The sequence below is a fragment of the Candidatus Pelagibacter sp. HIMB1493 genome (assembly GCF_052047995.1).
In the GTDB taxonomy this organism is placed as follows: domain Bacteria; phylum Pseudomonadota; class Alphaproteobacteria; order Pelagibacterales; family Pelagibacteraceae; genus Pelagibacter.
Map to the genome: position 1 here is coordinate 1,156,885 of NZ_JBNAIP010000001.1, position 15,426 is coordinate 1,172,310.

24 protein-coding genes are annotated in these 15,426 nt (G+C 28.2%); 9 read left to right on the top strand and 15 right to left on the bottom strand.

The features are described 5' to 3' along the window. Positions 1-9: 9 nt before the first annotated feature. The 8 genes from ACTTBK_RS06100 to hspQ all read right to left on the bottom strand — a co-directional run bounded on the left by ACTTBK_RS06100 (position 10) and on the right by hspQ (position 5,134). A complete protein-coding gene (locus tag ACTTBK_RS06100; RefSeq protein ID WP_440613658.1) occupies positions 10-522 on the bottom strand; it encodes an acyloxyacyl hydrolase in 513 nt (170 codons plus the stop codon). Positions 523-528: 6 nt separating this feature from the next. Further along, on the bottom strand, positions 529-888 hold the full coding sequence (locus tag ACTTBK_RS06105; RefSeq protein WP_440619104.1) for a cytochrome c-type biogenesis protein: 360 nt from the start codon (positions 886-888) through the stop codon (positions 529-531). Further along, the gene (locus tag ACTTBK_RS06110) at positions 885-1,403 is read right to left on the bottom strand and encodes a DsbE family thiol:disulfide interchange protein (RefSeq protein ID WP_440619105.1); all 519 of its coding nucleotides are present in this window, start codon (positions 1,401-1,403) and stop codon (positions 885-887) included. The genes ACTTBK_RS06105 and ACTTBK_RS06110 overlap by 4 nt, the downstream gene beginning before the upstream one ends. Further along, positions 1,400-3,274, bottom strand: a complete 1,875-nt coding sequence (locus ACTTBK_RS06115; RefSeq protein ID WP_440619106.1) for a heme lyase CcmF/NrfE family subunit — start codon at positions 3,272-3,274, stop codon at positions 1,400-1,402. The genes ACTTBK_RS06110 and ACTTBK_RS06115 overlap by 4 nt, the downstream gene beginning before the upstream one ends. Beyond that, positions 3,275-3,694 (bottom strand): cytochrome c maturation protein CcmE, encoded by a 420-nt coding sequence (gene ccmE, locus ACTTBK_RS06120; protein WP_440619107.1) that lies wholly within the window; start codon positions 3,692-3,694, stop codon positions 3,275-3,277. Positions 3,695-3,704: 10 nt separating this feature from the next. Next, positions 3,705-3,932, bottom strand: a complete 228-nt coding sequence (locus tag ACTTBK_RS06125) for a heme exporter protein CcmD (protein ID WP_440619108.1) — start codon at positions 3,930-3,932, stop codon at positions 3,705-3,707. Next, positions 3,929-4,636 (bottom strand): heme ABC transporter permease CcmC, encoded by a 708-nt coding sequence (gene ccmC / locus ACTTBK_RS06130; RefSeq protein WP_428078967.1) that lies wholly within the window; start codon positions 4,634-4,636, stop codon positions 3,929-3,931. Before ccmC ends, ACTTBK_RS06125 begins: the two co-directional genes overlap by 4 nt. Positions 4,637-4,813: 177 nt before the next feature. Continuing rightward, positions 4,814-5,134, bottom strand: a complete 321-nt coding sequence (hspQ, locus tag ACTTBK_RS06135; protein WP_262589942.1) for a heat shock protein HspQ — start codon at positions 5,132-5,134, stop codon at positions 4,814-4,816. Between the two features lie 87 nt (positions 5,135-5,221). On the opposite strand from hspQ, the gene ACTTBK_RS06140 reads away from it, so the two are divergent. Together ACTTBK_RS06140 and ACTTBK_RS06145 are read left to right on the top strand one after the other, a co-directional pair. Further along, the gene (locus tag ACTTBK_RS06140) at positions 5,222-5,773 is read left to right on the top strand and encodes a septation protein A (RefSeq protein ID WP_440619109.1); all 552 of its coding nucleotides are present in this window, start codon (positions 5,222-5,224) and stop codon (positions 5,771-5,773) included. Further along, positions 5,766-6,110, top strand: a complete 345-nt coding sequence (locus ACTTBK_RS06145) for a DUF2794 domain-containing protein (protein ID WP_440619110.1) — start codon at positions 5,766-5,768, stop codon at positions 6,108-6,110. The genes ACTTBK_RS06140 and ACTTBK_RS06145 overlap by 8 nt, the downstream gene beginning before the upstream one ends. A gap of 1 nt (position 6,111) precedes the next feature. Here the strand turns inward: ACTTBK_RS06145 and ACTTBK_RS06150 are convergent, their stop codons facing one another. Continuing rightward, positions 6,112-6,873, bottom strand: coding sequence for a Bax inhibitor-1/YccA family protein (locus ACTTBK_RS06150; RefSeq protein WP_440619111.1), 762 nt, complete (start codon positions 6,871-6,873; stop codon positions 6,112-6,114). Positions 6,874-6,952: 79 nt separating this feature from the next. Here ACTTBK_RS06150 and ACTTBK_RS06155 point away from each other — a divergent pair, with 79 nt between their 5' ends. Genes ACTTBK_RS06155 through ACTTBK_RS06185 form a run of 7 tightly spaced genes read left to right on the top strand, consistent with a single transcriptional unit; the run spans position 6,953 to position 12,339 of the window. Next, positions 6,953-7,987, top strand: a complete 1,035-nt coding sequence (locus ACTTBK_RS06155) for an aldo/keto reductase (protein WP_440619112.1) — start codon at positions 6,953-6,955, stop codon at positions 7,985-7,987. Beyond that, positions 7,978-8,487 carry an invasion associated locus B family protein gene (locus ACTTBK_RS06160; protein WP_440619114.1) on the top strand — a complete coding sequence of 170 codons (510 nt, stop codon included), beginning with the start codon at positions 7,978-7,980 and terminating at the stop codon, positions 8,485-8,487. Before ACTTBK_RS06155 ends, ACTTBK_RS06160 begins: the two co-directional genes overlap by 10 nt. A gap of 4 nt (positions 8,488-8,491) precedes the next feature. Continuing rightward, positions 8,492-9,679, top strand: coding sequence for an argininosuccinate synthase (locus ACTTBK_RS06165; protein WP_440619116.1), 1,188 nt, complete (start codon positions 8,492-8,494; stop codon positions 9,677-9,679). A 4-nt stretch (positions 9,680-9,683) separates the two neighbouring features. After that, entirely contained in the window at positions 9,684-10,301 is a 618-nt protein-coding gene (locus ACTTBK_RS06170; RefSeq protein WP_440619117.1) for a DsbA family oxidoreductase, read from the top strand. A 53-nt stretch (positions 10,302-10,354) separates the two neighbouring features. After that, complete coding sequence (locus tag ACTTBK_RS06175) at positions 10,355-10,813, top strand: hypothetical protein (RefSeq protein ID WP_262589950.1); 459 nt, start codon at positions 10,355-10,357, stop codon at positions 10,811-10,813. Beyond that, positions 10,813-11,193, top strand: coding sequence for a phosphate-starvation-inducible PsiE family protein (locus ACTTBK_RS06180; protein ID WP_075504930.1), 381 nt, complete (start codon positions 10,813-10,815; stop codon positions 11,191-11,193). The genes ACTTBK_RS06175 and ACTTBK_RS06180 overlap by 1 nt, the downstream gene beginning before the upstream one ends. 6 nt (positions 11,194-11,199) lie before the next feature. After that, complete coding sequence (locus ACTTBK_RS06185) at positions 11,200-12,339, top strand: FAD-binding domain-containing protein (RefSeq protein WP_440613646.1); 1,140 nt, start codon at positions 11,200-11,202, stop codon at positions 12,337-12,339. On the opposite strand, the gene ACTTBK_RS06190 is transcribed toward ACTTBK_RS06185, so the two are convergent. From ACTTBK_RS06190 to ACTTBK_RS06215, 6 genes are read right to left on the bottom strand one after another with little or no spacing between them, the layout of a single operon-like run. Continuing rightward, a complete protein-coding gene (locus ACTTBK_RS06190; RefSeq protein ID WP_440619118.1) occupies positions 12,336-12,557 on the bottom strand; it encodes a hypothetical protein in 222 nt (73 codons plus the stop codon). The two genes, ACTTBK_RS06185 and ACTTBK_RS06190, sit on opposite strands and share 4 nt — an antisense overlap. Then, positions 12,550-12,741: a hypothetical protein gene (locus ACTTBK_RS06195; RefSeq protein ID WP_440619120.1), complete on the bottom strand. Its 192-nt coding sequence runs from the start codon at positions 12,739-12,741 to the stop codon at positions 12,550-12,552. The genes ACTTBK_RS06190 and ACTTBK_RS06195 overlap by 8 nt, the downstream gene beginning before the upstream one ends. Next, complete coding sequence (locus ACTTBK_RS06200; RefSeq protein WP_440619122.1) at positions 12,738-13,457, bottom strand: type 1 glutamine amidotransferase; 720 nt, start codon at positions 13,455-13,457, stop codon at positions 12,738-12,740. Before ACTTBK_RS06200 ends, ACTTBK_RS06195 begins: the two co-directional genes overlap by 4 nt. A 5-nt stretch (positions 13,458-13,462) precedes the next feature. Continuing rightward, entirely contained in the window at positions 13,463-13,591 is a 129-nt protein-coding gene (locus ACTTBK_RS06205; RefSeq protein WP_440613643.1) for a DUF2256 domain-containing protein, read from the bottom strand. 1 nt (position 13,592) lies between these two features. Beyond that, positions 13,593-13,922 (bottom strand): hypothetical protein, encoded by a 330-nt coding sequence (locus tag ACTTBK_RS06210; RefSeq protein WP_440619124.1) that lies wholly within the window; start codon positions 13,920-13,922, stop codon positions 13,593-13,595. 5 nt (positions 13,923-13,927) lie between these two features. Continuing rightward, positions 13,928-15,418: a cryptochrome/photolyase family protein gene (locus tag ACTTBK_RS06215; protein ID WP_440619126.1), complete on the bottom strand. Its 1,491-nt coding sequence runs from the start codon at positions 15,416-15,418 to the stop codon at positions 13,928-13,930. Between the last annotated feature and the right edge of the window lie 8 nt (positions 15,419-15,426).

The window sequence follows — 15,426 nt, forward strand, 5'->3', positions numbered from 1 at the left end:
AAAAGTGTATTAGAAGCTTTTAAAGAAATTAAACATATAACTATTTGCCCCAGGATTTTTATCTCCTATACTTGCATTAGATATATGATTATATGAAAAACCAAATTGACTGCTCTCAGACATATCTAAAGAAATTTGTAACTCAGATTTAAATTCTAAAACGTGACCTAAGTCTTTTCCATCACCTTCGTGATATAATCCTGGAGTAAAACTTGGATTAAAATTTAAAGAACCTATTTTATATTGTGCTTCTACTCCTGTATAAACATAAGCCGCACTATCTGCAGTTATAAGAGCACCAGTAATAGGTGATAAATTTCCAAGAAAAGTATCTCTATTTAAGTTTTCATTTTGATGCTGAAAGCCAATTAATTCTGATTTTTTTCCATCGTCACTAAAATCAAACATCCCAGTATAAACGTTAAACTCAGTATTTAAATCTCTCTGTTTAATTTCCTCTGCATTTGATGAAATCGGAAACGCTAGAAATATAAGTAAAATCAGAATTTTTTTTAAATGCATTTTGGATTAATTTTTAAATTTTAGTTTTTTGAGGATTATTGCACCTCCAAGTAAAAATATCAATATTGGCAATAACCAAAGAATATAAGTATTTTTATTTAAACCAGGATCATACAAAATCCATTCTCCGTATTTTTCTTTAAAAAAATCATAAATTTGGTTTTCAGATAATCCTTCCTCAAGTTTTTTATCAACTAAAATTTTCATGCTATTTGCAAAATCTGAATCAGAATCATACACAGATTGACCCTGACAAATTAAACATCTTAAATTTTTCGTAATCTTATTTCTTTCAAGCTGATCACTAGCAAATGATATTTTTGGAATTAATAATAAAATAATTAAAGCAATTTTTAAAATTTTCATTTTATTATCGAGTTAATTTCGTTAATTAATTTTTCATTTAATGGTCCAATATATTTTGCAACTATTTTATTTTTATGGATCAAAAAAGTTTCTGGCACACCATATGCCCCCCACTCTATTGAAATTGTACCATCTTCATCTAATAAAATTGTTTCGTATGGATTTCCTAATTTTATTAGAAAATTTTGAGCATTATTAAAATTATCTTTATAATTTAATCCAATTAAAGTTACTTTATTGTTTTCACTTAATTTCATTAAATAAGAATGTTCTTGTCTACAGGGTACGCACCACGAGGCCCATATGTTTAATAAATAAAATTTATTTGAATTAAATATTTCTGATGAATTTACATTTTCTTTGCTATCAAATTTAATACTAGAAAAACTTGGAATATCTTTTTTTATTTCTGACTTGGGAGTATAAATATTTGTATTTTGCAAACCTTTATAAAATATTAAAAAAATAATTATAAAACTTATTATTACTATTGAAGGTATTAATTTATTTTTCATATTCTCTTTTTAAAAAAACTTAATATTCCACCAATACTTAATAATAATACTGATACCCATATCCAAAGCATAAAAGGTTTGTCTTGATATCTAACATTAAAATATTCCTGATTTTGCACTAAGTTTATGACAATAAATTTATCTTTCATTAAAGAAGTTTTAATATCAGCTTCGCTAGTTACTATATTTGGCTGATTGTAAATTCTTAACTCTGGAGACATTTTATTAATTTTTCCATCTGAAGAAATTATTTTAAAATTTGCTACCACTGAGTTGTAATTTTTTTCACTTCTCTGGTTTACATCTTCAAGTGTAATTTTAATTTTTGAGTTTTCATAACTCTGACCAATTTTAAGATTGGTTATTACTTCGCTAGAAAGCAAATTATTAAATAAAATACTTAAAATTAATAAGCTAAATCCAAAGTGAGCAATAGTTTGAGAAATGTTTTTATATTTTTTTGTAAAAAAATCCCTCACAGTAATAAAAAACAAATAAAATGCACTTGAGATTAAAATAGTGTTTACAAGTAAATTTTTATGAAAATTCTTAATAATCAAATAAGATATTAAAATTGATATAAATAATAAAAATATAAGAATTTTTTTACTCTCTAAGTTAGATTTAATCCATTTCAATTGAGGTCCAATCGCCATAGCGATTAAAAATGGAATTAAGAAAGGGATAATTAGTTTATGATAGAACGGTGGACCGACTGATATTTTTTCTGAAGAAATTACATCTAAAAAAATTGGATACACTGTACCAATTAAAACCACAGATAAAAAATACATCATGAACCAATTATTTAATATAATCGCACTTTCTTTACTTAACCAAAAAAGATTTATTGAATTTTTTTGACCCTCTTTATGAAAAAAGAAAAAAATAAATAAAGAAATAAAAATTAGAACAAATAAAAATATTAATATGAACAGACCTCTTTCAGGGTCGTTAGCGAAAGTATGAACTGAATTAAGGATACCTGATCTGACTAAGAAAGTTCCACACATACTAAGTGTAAATGTAGCAATAGATAAAATTATAACCCAAGAGGTTAAAATCGATTTTTTCTCTAAAACTAATATACAATGTAACAATGTGGTCAATGCTAACCAAGGCATAAGAGATACATTTTCAACTGGATCCCAAAACCAAAATCCTCCCCACCCAAGTTCATAATATGCCCAAATAGAACCTAGTAAAATTCCTAACGTTAAAAATATCCATGAAATTAAAGTCCATTTTTTTATATGAGCTGCCCAGCTTCCAGAAACCATTTTTAAAGTTGTTGCTGCTAATGTGGAAGAAAATATTATTGATGAACCAACATAGCCTAAATATAGAATAGGTGGATGAATTGCTAATGCAGGATCTTGCAATATTGGGTTTAAACCTAAACCTTCCTCAGGAATTGGGAATAAGTAATTAAATGGATTAGAAGTTTTTAATAAAAATATAAAAAAACCAATAATTATTATCTGCTGAAATATTGTTGTTAGAGTTTTATATTTTATTGATTGATTATTTGTTCTTAATAAAAAAATGAAAATGAATAATGTTAAAACCAACAACCACAATAATAAACTACCCTCATGGTTCCCCCAGGTTCCTGTAATTTTGTAAAACAAAGGTTTAGTAGTATGGGAATTACTAAATACAGTTTCGTTACTAAAATCTGAAACTATAAAAGATAAAACCAAACCAAAAAAACTAACAACAACAAAAAATAATTGTAAAAATGATAATGATAATATTTTAGTATCCAAAATTTCTGAATTTCTAAAATTTTGAATTGAAAAATAAATCAAAATTGAACCACTAATTAATCCTAAAATAAGTGCATAATATCCAACAACACTATAAATCAATTAATTTTCCTCCAATGCAGCTTTAACCTCGGGAGGCATATAATTTTCATCATGCTTTGCTAAAATTTTTGTTGCTGAAAAGAAATTTCTGTCTTTCAAAACACCTTCGGCCACAACTCCCTTTCCTTCTTCAAATAAATTTGGGACAGCACCTGAATAAGTAACATTAATCTCATTTTTAAAATCTGTAATAATAAAATTCACTTCATTAGAATTCATATTAATAGAATTTTTTTTAACCATTCCACCTACTCTAATTTTATTATTTGTAAGCTCAGTTAATGACTTAATCTCTGAAGGAGATTGAAAATAAACAACGTTTTCTTCTAAAGATTTTAGAACTAAAAAAACAGTTAATATTAAAATTAATAAAATAGTCGAAACAAATAGAAATCTTAACTTAACTTTTCGACCATACATCGATCAAAAATTAGTTGTTTGTTGCGTCAGCTAAAATTTCTTTATTTATTCTTTGTGATTTTGCAGAATTAGCTTGTTCAGTGTTAAGTGATCCAAATTTAGCAACAAATTTACTTTGTTCTTTAATAAATTGAACTTTTGTTACTAAATATAAACTTAGGAAACTTAATAAAGTAAAACCAAATGCAGATAACACGTATACTGCATATCCATTCATAAATAATAAGTCGTTAATCATAGTCTATCTAAACCTTTATTTTTAATTTTTATCAGTTCTGTATTATATTTCATTAAGAAAATTAACAACGAAAATAGAGCAAATGCCGCAGTCATTATTAATAAAGGATAAAGCATTGATGAATGAATTGAGCTTTTAGACAAGATATTTATTGAGGCAGGTTGGTGAAGTGTGTTCCACCAATCAACAGAGTACTTAATTATTGGCACATTGATAATTCCAAGAATGGTAATAAAGGTTGAGATTTTAAATACTTTTTCTTCATTTTCATAAATTCTCCAAGAGATTAGGTATAGAGCATAAAATAGAGCTAAAATTAACATCGAAGTAATCCTCGCATCCCAAGCCCACCATGTTCCCCAAGTTGGTTTCCCCCAAATAGAACCTGTTACCAAAGCAATTATGTTAAAAACAAAACCTGAAGGTGCTAAACTTTTGGATATTAAAAAAAAATTTTTGTTTTTAAAAATAAATCCTGAAATTGACAAAACAGTTATCGAAGAAAAAATTCCAAGAGAAATCCATGCAGCAGGAACATGAACATACATAATTCTAACAGCGTCACTCTGCTTGTAATCTTCTGGAGACAATATTAGTGCTTCAACTAATCCAACAGATAGAACAACAACAAATAAAAATAAAACATATTTTGGCGCCTTCGAAGTAATTTGAAAAATTTTATTTGGCTCTAAAAGTTTAAACATAACTCTAATTTAGGGATTTATTTTGAAAATACTATTGTGAAAAATTATCTGATCAAGAATGAAGAGGGGGAGATAATAAAGAAAGATTAACTTTTAACACTCTTGATCAGAATATAACTATTTTATAAAAAATTAGTGTGGCCTAGATTGGAAATAAATGTGTTTGAATAATGATAGCTAATTAGAAAGCTTGAAATAACTTGAGCCTTTTTTACCTGAAAAAATTTCTTCAATTAACGGATGTTTTATAGGCTCGTCTGAATCGTCCATCAAAAGATTTTGCTCTGAAACATAAGCTTCGTAAGTGATTTCGTCGTTTTCGGCAAGTAGATGATAAAAAGGCTGATCTTTTCTTGGTCTAACATTTTTTGGAATAGACTGATACCATTCCTCTGAATTGTTAAACTCGAAATCTACATCATAAATAACACCCCTAAATTCGAAGTGCTTATGTTTAACAATATCTCCAATTGAGAATTTAGCTTTTTGAATTGCCATGTTAGTTAGTATGGGTATTTAAAAATAAAAATCAATGTAAAAAATATTAATGTTTTGTGATGTGGCAAATATGTTAATATCTTTTAAGTGAATAAATCTTTTTTAAAATTTGTTACTGATTTTGGACCACTAGCAATATTTTTTTTCTATTATTACAACAGTGGAAAAAATTTATCAGTAGCAATTCCTCCCTTAATAGTTGCAACTATTATTGCATTGGCTGTTGTTTGGTTTTTTGAAAAAAAAATTCCACCAATGCCTCTGTTAAGTGGAATTCTAATAACTTTTTTTGGAGGTCTCACTATCTACTTTAATGATCCAATATTTATTTATGTAAAACCAACAATAATAAATATCATGTTTGCTCTAGCTTTATATTTTGGAAAATACTTTACGAAAGAACCAGTGCTTAAAAAAGTTATGGGGAAATCAATACCTTTGTCAGATATCGGATGGGAAATTTTAAATCGAAGATGGATGTTTTTTTTCTTTGGTCTTGCATTATTAAATGAATTTGTATGGAGAACACAAACTGAAGAATTTTGGGTTAATTTTAAAGTATGGGGAATGCTTCCAATAACAATAGTGTTTACTGGATTTCAGGTACCTTTGATAAATAAACATAAAATAGATGCGTAATAACTTAAGATTAGTAGTAAACAATCCACATAATAAAATAGAGGAAAGACAATTTTTTGAAAAAGATGAGCTTAAAATTATTTTAGATCTTTATGCAAAGATGGTTTCCGAAGGCTCTTGGAAAGATTATGGTCTCAACATATCAAGCAAACAAGTTAGCTTTAGTGTATTTAGGAATGCGGCAGAGAATGCGCTCTATAAAATTTGTAAAAATTTTAAGCCAAAAAATAAAAATTTAAAATACTTAATCACAGACACAAGCGGTAAGATTTTAAAAAATTCTTATGAGCTTAAGTCTTTACTTAAAAATACTAATTGGAAGAAACTTCAAAAATAAACTATCGTCTTTGACCAAAAAGTCTTAACAACATTATAAATAGATTAATAAAGTCTAGGTATAATGTTAAAGCACCCATGACAGCTTTTTTTCCAATGATTTCACCAGAGTCACTTGCAACATACATGTTTTTAATTTTTTGAGTATCATAGGCTGTTAAACCTACGAAAATTAAAACACCTAAAATTGAAATTACAAAGTACATCATTGAAGACTTCAAGAAAATATTAACGATTGATGCAATAATTATACCAATCAATCCCATCATCAAAAATGAGCCAAACTTAGTTAAATCTCTTTTTGTTGTATAACCATAAATACTCATCGCTCCAAAAGTTGCTGATGTTATGAAAAACACTCTAGTAACACTCAAGCCAGTATAAACTAATAAGATTGAAGACAATGAAAGACCCATTAAAGCTGCAAACACCCAAAATGTTGTTTGAGCTTTTGAAGCGCTCATCTTATTAATTCCAAAACTCATGTAAAAAACGATACCTAAAGGAGCCAGCATTACTAACCATTTAAGTCCTGACAAATAGATTGCATTCCCCATTTGTGTTAATCCAACAATTGCTCCTGATTGATCAGTCACGACTGACATCTTAAATGTCATTAATGCAATGATCCCTGTTAACAACACACCTGTTGCCATATAGTTGTAAACTTTTAACATGTAGGCTCTTAAGCCTTCATCCATTACAGCTGCAGTTTGTTGCGCTGCTTTTGCTCTGTTTAATATTCCGTTTTTATCAAATTCCATAATATGCTACATATAATAGTCTTTTAATAATTATTCAAGACACCTTAAAAGATTAATAAAAAGTTAACATAAAACATTAATGAATTACAAAAAATTGGGAAATACCGATCTTGATGTAAGTACAATTTGTCTCGGTACAATGACTTGGGGAGAACAAAATACTCAAGATGAAGCATTTGAACAAATGGACTTTGCTTTAGGCAATGGAGTAAATTTTTGGGACACAGCTGAATTGTATGCAGTTCCTCCTCGTAAAGAAACTTATGGGGACACTGAAGAAATAATTGGTAATTGGTTTGAAAAAACAAAAAAAAGAAATGAAGTTATTTTAGCTACGAAAGTTGCTGGTCCAGCAAGAGATTATTTAAGGAATGGAGAAAATAGTTTTACAGGTCCAAACTTAGAGTCGGCTTTGAACAATAGTCTCAAAAGACTTAAAACAGATTATATTGATTTATATCAACTTCATTGGCCAGAAAGAAATGTAAATAATTTTGGAAGACTTGGTTACGTTCATAAAGAAAATGATTGGAATAAATTTGAAGATGTTCTTGGGGAATTAGATAAATATATTAAAGCTGGGAAAATAAGATACGTTGGTCTTTCAAACGAAACTCCTTGGGGAGCGTTAAATTATTTGCAGCTTTCAAAAGATAAAAATTTACCAAGAATGATGTCTATTCAAAATCCATACAGCTTACTAAATAGATCTTATGAAGTGGGATTAGCCGAGGTTTCTATTAGAGAAAAAATTGGATGCCTTGCATATTCACCTCTAGCAAGTGGATACTTAACGGGAAAGTACAGAAATAAAAATTTTCCTAAAGGATCAAGAATGGAAAGAGACTTTGATTTTTGGACAAGATATAGAAAACCCAACACAGAGGCTGCTGTAGAACTTTATTTTAAAATCTGTGAAAAACACAATTTAAATATGACTCAAATGTCTATTAAATTCTGTGAAATTCAAGAATTTATGACAAGTGTAATTATAGGTGCAACTACAATGGAGCAGTTGAAATCAGATATAGAAAGTGTAAATGTAAATTTATCTAATGATGTCATTGAAGAAATCAATCAAGTTCAAACAATTTATCCAAACCCATGTCCTTAATTAAAAAAATAATAATTTTATCAACTATATTTATCTTAAGTTCAAATCATCTATTTGCTCAGGAAGTAAAAAAAATTGGTAAATATAAAGATTGGGAGGCAATGGTAGCATATGAACCTGATGGCAAAGTATGTTTTGCTCAATCAGTACCTGTACTTCAAGCACCAAAATCAAACAAAAGAGATGCAAAATTATTTGTAACTTTTAGACCAGAAGAAAGTATTTCAAATGAAGTAAGTGTTACTCCTGGATATGAATTTAATAACAAGAATTCTGTTATTGCAGCATCTGGAAAGAACAAATTTAAGTTTGATATAATGCAGCAAGGATTTGCATGGATTGCTGATAACAAAATTGAAGTAAAAATGATTAGTAGAATGAAGAAGGGATCAAGAATAATGATTACCGGTTACAATCAAAATGGATCCCAAACAATTGATCATTATTCTTTACTTGGATTTACAAAAGCTTACAACGCATCAAAAAAAGCTTGCACATAATTAAATGAAATCAAAAAATAAAATTGTACTTGCCTACTCAGGCGGTTTAGACACATCCATAATTTTAAAATGGCTTCAAGAAAATTATAAAGCTGAAGTAATTTGTTATACTGCTGATGTTGGTCAAGAAATTGATAGAAAAAAAATTTTTAAGAATGCAAAAAAATTTGGTGTCAAAAATATTATTATCCAAGATTTAAAAGATGTTTTTGTAAAAGATTACGTTTATCCAATGATTAGAGGACATGCAATTTATGAAGGGGTGTATCTATTAGGTACTTCTATTGCTAGACCATTGATTGCCAAAGACCAAATAAGAGTTGCTAAAAAATTTAAAGCTAATGCAGTTTCACATGGCGCTACAGGAAAAGGAAACGACCAAGTAAGATTTGAATTAGGTTATCATTACTTTGGACCAAAAATAAAAATTATTGCTCCATGGAGAATTTGGAAATTAAGATCAAGAACTGATTTAATTGACTATGCAAAAAAACATGGGATACCAATACCAAAAGATAAAAAAGGTGCTCCACCTTTTTCAGTAGATGACAATTTATTTCATACATCAACGGAAGGGAAAGTATTAGAAAATCCAAAAAATTCTGCGCCAGAATTTATTTTCCAAAGAACAGTTTCTCCTGAGAGAGCTCCAAACAAGCCTTCATTTATTACTATCAATTTTAAAAATGGAGATCCCTTTGCAATTAATGGAAAAAAAATGTCTCCTTCAAAACTATTAGAAAAATTGAACAATATTGCTGGAAAAAATGGAATAGGAAGAGTCGATTTAGTTGAAAACAGATTTATTGGAATAAAGTCTCGAGGTGTATACGAAACACCAGGTGGAACTTTATTAATTCATGCGCATAGAGCAATCGAGTCCGTAACTTTAGATAAAGAAACAATGCATAAAAAAGATCAGATTATGCCAAGATATGCTGAACTTATTTATAATGGTTATTGGTATTCAAAAGAGAGATTCAAACTTCAAAAAATTGTAGATCTTAAAAGAAACAAAGTTAATGGCTCAGTAAAACTTAAACTTTATAAAGGAAATGTAATAATAGAGTCTCGAATTACAAATAGTTCAGCCTACTCTATGAAAAAAGTTTCCTTTGAAGAAAATAAAACATTTAACAAATCTAATGTTGAAAGATTTATTAATTTTCATAAGAAAAAACTTCGTTCATAAATAAATGGAAATAAAAATATTCGCAGACACTATTTGTGGATGGTGTTACATAGGTCATAAAAATTTAAATAAAGCGATTAAAAAATTTCCAAACATTAAATTTGAAATTAAACATATACCTTTTCAATTAAACCCTGATATGCCTCTAGAGGGAATAGCTCGTGATAAATATCTTGAGATAAAATTTGGTGGGAAAAAATTTGCAGAACCTATGTATGAAAATATGAAATTAAAAGCAAAAGAGACTGGAATGAATTTTAATTTAGATAAAATAAAAAAAACTCCTAATACAGTTCTATCTCATTTGCTAATAATTTTGAGTGAAAAATTTAATATACAAAACCAGATAAAAGAAAAAATTTATCAATCATATTTTATTGATGGTCTCGACATAGGAGATATTTATGTTTTAACCAATATTGCAAAACAACATGATATTTCTGAAGAGATCTTTAAAAATTTTATCAATGATAAAAACATTGAGGATGTAAATTCAAAAATATTAATTGCTACAAAAAAAAATATAAGTGGTGTTCCGTTTTATGAGATAGGAAATGATTTTATATCAGGTGCTCAAAGTGTAACACAATTGGAAAATGCAATAAATTCAAACTTAAACTAAAATTAAGTCAATTTTTCCTTTGTTATAACTTTTTAAAACTATATGTTAAATACATGGACTCATTAAAAAACTGGATGAAAGATGCTGCAAACATTTTGTTTGATGATAGTAAAAATGATCTGAGAGCACTACCCAAAACAGTTAGACTTCAAATTCTTTTAGTTCTAAGTTTTATTTGGACTACGGTTTTCAGTTTATATGTATTCTCATACACAACATTTGCATTTGGTTGGGCAGGTCTTTATGTGGCGCATGTAGGATTAATTTTTGCTGTGTATATGACTTTTAAACAATTTCATAAAGCAGAGGAAAGATCTAGCAGTGTATTTGAAACTAAAAATTTTGACCCATTTAAGATTATGGTAATTGTTTTTGTGATAGTATTTATATTTGTTTTTTCAAAAGGTATTGAAGTATTAACTAGTCCTAATCCTAGTTCTTATTCAATTCCTTATGATGGGCCGTCAAAATCAGTTTTTGAAAAATGGCTTCCATTTAGTAAAGATAAATAATGGACAAGATAGCGAAAAACTTACAACTAGCTTTGATGGTTATTATCTTAATCAGCACAGTTATTGCAGTTGGAATTGAGATGAAAAATATGTTCTTAAATCAATCTGTAACATTAGCTGATCTACTATTAATGTTTCTTTATCTAGAGGTCCTAGCGATGGTTAGAGTTTTTTGGAACCAACAATCAATTAGTATTACCCTTCCACTGCTTATTGCGATTACTGCTCTTGCACGATTTATTATTTTACAAGGAAAAGAAATGGATCCTACTGCACTTGTTTATGAAGCGGTCGCGATTTTATTAATTGCTGGAGCAATTGTTGTCTTAAGATTGAGACATAGTGATAAATTGGGTCTCAAGAAAAAAAAATCAAAATAATTTAAAATGATGTTTGAAGCTTCAAGGGCTAAGGCCTTAAATCAATTAAATAATTTTATCGATAACGGTCTTGCAGAATACTCTAAATTAAGAAATTTTGATTTTGGTCCTGAAAAAAGAAATAACATATCTTGCTTATCTCCATACATAACACATGGAATTATTAACGAAAAAGAGGTCATCCAGAAAGCTCTAAGCAAATTTTCTTTTTCAAAAAATGAAAAATTTATTCAAGAAGTTTTATGGAGAACTTATTGGAAAGGTTGGTTAGAGCTAAGACCAAATGTTTGGACAGATTATCTTATTGAATTAAATCAAATAAAAAATGAATTTCAAAATAATAAAAATTACCTATCAGCAATTGAGGGAAAAACAGATATTGAATGCTTCAATGAGTGGGTTAAAGAACTAAAAGAAAACAATTATTTGCATAATCACACAAGAATGTGGTTTGCTAGCATTTGGATTTTTACCTTAGAACTACCTTGGCAACTAGGTGCAGAATTTTTCATGCAAAATCTTTATGATGGAGATGCTGCATCAAATACTCTAGGATGGAGATGGGTTGCGGGTATCCAAACTCAAGGCAAACACTATCTTGCTAGTGAATGGAATATTAAAAAATTCACGAACAATAGATTTCAAAACATAAAATTAAATGAAAATGCCCCTCCTAAGATCTCAGAAAAATCTTATCAAATAATAAAACAAGATTTTACTAATCCACAAAATATTGAAGAAAAAAATCTTTTAATTTTTGATAATAATCTCTCATTTGAAATCACTGACTTTAAAGAAAAAAACTTTAAGAAAATTTACTTAGTTTCTAACAAAAATGAAAATAGATCTATAAAACTCAGTGAAAAATTGGTGAAATTTAAATCTCAGTTAATAGAAGACCAAGGACAAAGATTAAAAAATCAATCTATTGATTTTCAGTTAATTGATATAAGTGAAGTGACAAACATTGAAAATTGTTATGGTTTGTATCCTACAGTTGGTGAAAATTTAGACTTCTTAAACTCAAATAATTTAAAGGTAGATTATTTATACAGAAGCCTTGATCAGTTAGCTTGGCAATATTGTAATAAAGGATTTTTTAATTTTAAAAATTATATTCCCAAAATTGTTTCAACCTTGAGCTAAAACCATCGAACCATACCTATAATTCCAGCGGTAGCATAAAAAAATTGCAGTAAGAGAATTCCTTTGTGTCCACCTCTGTAAGCCCAAATTCCGATTAAAATAGATGACAAAAGTAATAAGCAAAAACCAAAAAATTCTATACCTATGTTTAAAGCCACAAATAAAGAATATAATATTGCTGTAACAACCCCTGCCCATTCAAAAATTTTATTATTCATAATTTTTACATATCTCTTCACGTTCACTTTTATTCATACCCTTTGTTTTTTCTAAAAATTCATTTCTTAACTCTCTTGTTTTAAAAATGTAAAAACAAACTGTATCTTTGCTGTGATAGATTGCTTTAAGTTCATCATCTATATCGTTTAGCTCATTAGGTATTTCTGTCTTTATGCAAATCATAAAAGTTTTTTAAAGTTATTATAAAGTATTGTAGAATAATTGTTCATGTCATTCATATTATCTTTTGCTGATTGATCAAATTTTTCTAAAGCATTATTACCAAGCTGATCTTCTAAAGCTTTCTTGTATTCAGGAACGCATCCCCATTCATTGACTGTTGTATCTTTTATTTCTATATGAAATTGAATTCCGTAAGCGTGGTTTTGATATTTAAATATTTGATACTTAGTAATCGGTGAGGAAGCCAATAAAGTTATATCATTATTTTTTTCAATTCCTTGGACCTCATAAGAATGCCATTGTAAACTTTTTATCTTATCAGGAAATTGTGAAAACAAATTATCGTTTTCTTTTTCTTTAGAAAAATCAATATCCATAATACCAATTTCTGCAGGATTTGATTTAACAACTTTACCACCTACTACCTCTCCTAATAATTGGCAGCCCAAGCAAAAACCTAAATATGGTTTTCTCAAATCTACAACAAATTCTTTAATTTTTTTCTTTTCTTCAATTAACCATGGATATTCTTTTTCCATATAGGTATCCATTGGACCTCCCATACAAAACATTCCATCAAATTTGCTAAGATCCTCTGGTATTTTTTCACCTTCGTCTAACTCTATTGTAGTTAAATTAAATCCATCAGATAGCATTAAATCTTTAATGTAACCTGGATCCTCTATTCTAATGTGTTGTAGTACAATTATATTCACTATAATTAATTTAGCTTAGAACACTTCTTGGAACAATATTTTACTTTATCCCAATTAAGTTTCCATTTTTTTCGCCACGTAAATGGTCTTTTACATACAGGACATATTTTTGTGGGTAAGTTTTGTTTTTTCAATTTAATATTCTTTAAAATTTTTATTCCAAAGATCTAAAGCTTCATCCCAAGTTGGAATATGATCGCTTTCATAACCATATGTAGAGCCTGTTGCAATTGCTCTAAAGTTTCGCATGGCTTTTAAGTGCTGAGTTCCATTTAAATATTTAACCATTAGTTCTCTATCTTTCCAAGCTGTTAAAGTATGTTGGTATCCGTTAAATGGCTTTGTTTCACAAAATATATTTCCTTCGGCTTTTTGTGCTGCCTTAAAAGACGGGATTGCTAACAACCAAAATCTTAATTTTGAAAAAAAATTTTTTGGCTTTAAGCCAGTAATGGCAATATACATAAAATTTAGTTTGTATTTTGTTTAATAAATTTATCTGCTTCGGATAAAATTAATTTTTTTCTATCAAGTTTCATTTTATCAAAGATACGGACCATCATTGAAAGACGAGGATTTTTTAAAAAAAATTTTCTGTTTCGGTCTATGAATCTCCAATAAAGACCATCCATGGTGTTACACCAATCACCTTTCTTAAAGTCCATCATTTTCATAAAATATGCAGATCCACATATATATGGTTTAGTCGCGAAAATCCCTCCGTCACTAAACAATCCCATTCCATATACATTGGGAACCATTACCCAATCTGATGAGTCTACAAACATCTCCATAAACCACTTATAAACAATTGCGGGCTTTATCTCACAAAGGTTCATGATGTTGGATAAGATCATTAATCTTTCAATGTGATGTGACCAGCCATAATTGACTGCATTTTTAATTGCATAATCTAAAGGTGGAAGACCAGTTGAGCCCTCATACCATGAACTTCTCATTTTTCTATTCTGTTTAAAAAAATTTCCAGTTTCCATTTCTTGTGAGTAGGACTGGTAAATTCCACGCATAAATTCCCTCCAACCAATTACCTGACGTATATAACCTTCTAAAGAATTCATTCTAATTTTATTTTTTTTATGAAAATCTAAAATTTTTAGGATAACAAATTCAGGTGTGATTATACCTAAATTTATGTAAGGACTTAAAGCGCTATGAAAAAGAACATTATCTTTTTGATCAACAGCATCCTCATAATCACCAAATAGATTAGATTTTTCTTTTATAAAAAAGTTTAAAAGTTTAACTACATCATCATATTCAGTAGCAAACCAAAAATTCTCTGTACTCCCTGGATGATTTTTAAATTCCTTCTCAATAATATGCTTCAATTTTTTTGTGTGACTAGTTTCATTAATTTTTGGAAATTTAGGAATTAATATATCTTTTGGTAATTTATTTCTGTTATCTTCATCAAAACTCCATTTACCTCCGATTGGATTACCATCTGACCCCATCAATATTCCAGATTTTTTTCTAACATCCTTGTAGAAAGTTGCCATAAAAGGTTTTTTTGATTTTGATAAATAATTTTTAAAATCTTCTCTAGAATTTAAAAACATTGGTGTTTGAATTACATTCCAATTAATTTTTTCTTTTTTTAAAAATTGAGAAATTTTTTTTTCAAAAAATTTATCCTCTACTTCGAAACTAGAAATTTCTTTTATTTTTTTTTGAGTAATAATTTTTTTTAACTTTTTTAAATAATCATCATGAAACTCTTTGTCTTCAATTTTGACATAGTCTAATTTAAATTTATTTTTATTTAACTCATCAGCATAAGATCGCATTGATGATAAAAATAATAAAATTTTTTGTTTATGATGCTTTTCATAGGTGCATAAACCCTTATCTTCAGCCATAAAAAATAGATGGTCTTTTTTGAAGCGGTCAATGTATTTTGTTGGAAATAATTGATTGCCAAGTATAAAAAATAACTTCATATTTAAAT

Coding starts and splice junctions, on each gene's coding strand:
- ACTTBK_RS06100 (WP_440613658.1), bottom strand. CDS start 522: ATGCATTTAAAAAAAATTCTGATTTTACTTATATTTCTAGCGTTTCCG.
- ACTTBK_RS06105 (WP_440619104.1), bottom strand. CDS start 888: ATGAAAATTTTAAAAATTGCTTTAATTATTTTATTATTAATTCCAAAA.
- ACTTBK_RS06110 (WP_440619105.1), bottom strand. CDS start 1,403: ATGAAAAATAAATTAATACCTTCAATAGTAATAATAAGTTTTATAATT.
- ccmE (WP_440619107.1), bottom strand. CDS start 3,694: ATGTATGGTCGAAAAGTTAAGTTAAGATTTCTATTTGTTTCGACTATT.
- ACTTBK_RS06125 (WP_440619108.1), bottom strand. CDS start 3,932: ATGATTAACGACTTATTATTTATGAATGGATATGCAGTATACGTGTTA.
- ccmC (WP_428078967.1), bottom strand. CDS start 4,636: ATGTTTAAACTTTTAGAGCCAAATAAAATTTTTCAAATTACTTCGAAG.
- hspQ (WP_262589942.1), bottom strand. CDS start 5,134: ATGGCAATTCAAAAAGCTAAATTCTCAATTGGAGATATTGTTAAACAT.
- ACTTBK_RS06145 (WP_440619110.1), top strand. CDS start 5,766: ATGCGTAATAACTTAAGATTAGTAGTAAACAATCCACATAATAAAATA.
- ACTTBK_RS06150 (WP_440619111.1), bottom strand. CDS start 6,873: ATGGAATTTGATAAAAACGGAATATTAAACAGAGCAAAAGCAGCGCAA.
- ACTTBK_RS06155 (WP_440619112.1), top strand. CDS start 6,953: ATGAATTACAAAAAATTGGGAAATACCGATCTTGATGTAAGTACAATT.
- ACTTBK_RS06160 (WP_440619114.1), top strand. CDS start 7,978: ATGTCCTTAATTAAAAAAATAATAATTTTATCAACTATATTTATCTTA.
- ACTTBK_RS06165 (WP_440619116.1), top strand. CDS start 8,492: ATGAAATCAAAAAATAAAATTGTACTTGCCTACTCAGGCGGTTTAGAC.
- ACTTBK_RS06170 (WP_440619117.1), top strand. CDS start 9,684: ATGGAAATAAAAATATTCGCAGACACTATTTGTGGATGGTGTTACATA.
- ACTTBK_RS06175 (WP_262589950.1), top strand. CDS start 10,355: ATGGACTCATTAAAAAACTGGATGAAAGATGCTGCAAACATTTTGTTT.
- ACTTBK_RS06180 (WP_075504930.1), top strand. CDS start 10,813: ATGGACAAGATAGCGAAAAACTTACAACTAGCTTTGATGGTTATTATC.
- ACTTBK_RS06185 (WP_440613646.1), top strand. CDS start 11,200: ATGATGTTTGAAGCTTCAAGGGCTAAGGCCTTAAATCAATTAAATAAT.
- ACTTBK_RS06190 (WP_440619118.1), bottom strand. CDS start 12,557: ATGAATAATAAAATTTTTGAATGGGCAGGGGTTGTTACAGCAATATTA.
- ACTTBK_RS06195 (WP_440619120.1), bottom strand. CDS start 12,741: ATGATTTGCATAAAGACAGAAATACCTAATGAGCTAAACGATATAGAT.
- ACTTBK_RS06210 (WP_440619124.1), bottom strand. CDS start 13,922: ATGTATATTGCCATTACTGGCTTAAAGCCAAAAAATTTTTTTTCAAAA.
- ACTTBK_RS06215 (WP_440619126.1), bottom strand. CDS start 15,418: ATGAAGTTATTTTTTATACTTGGCAATCAATTATTTCCAACAAAATAC.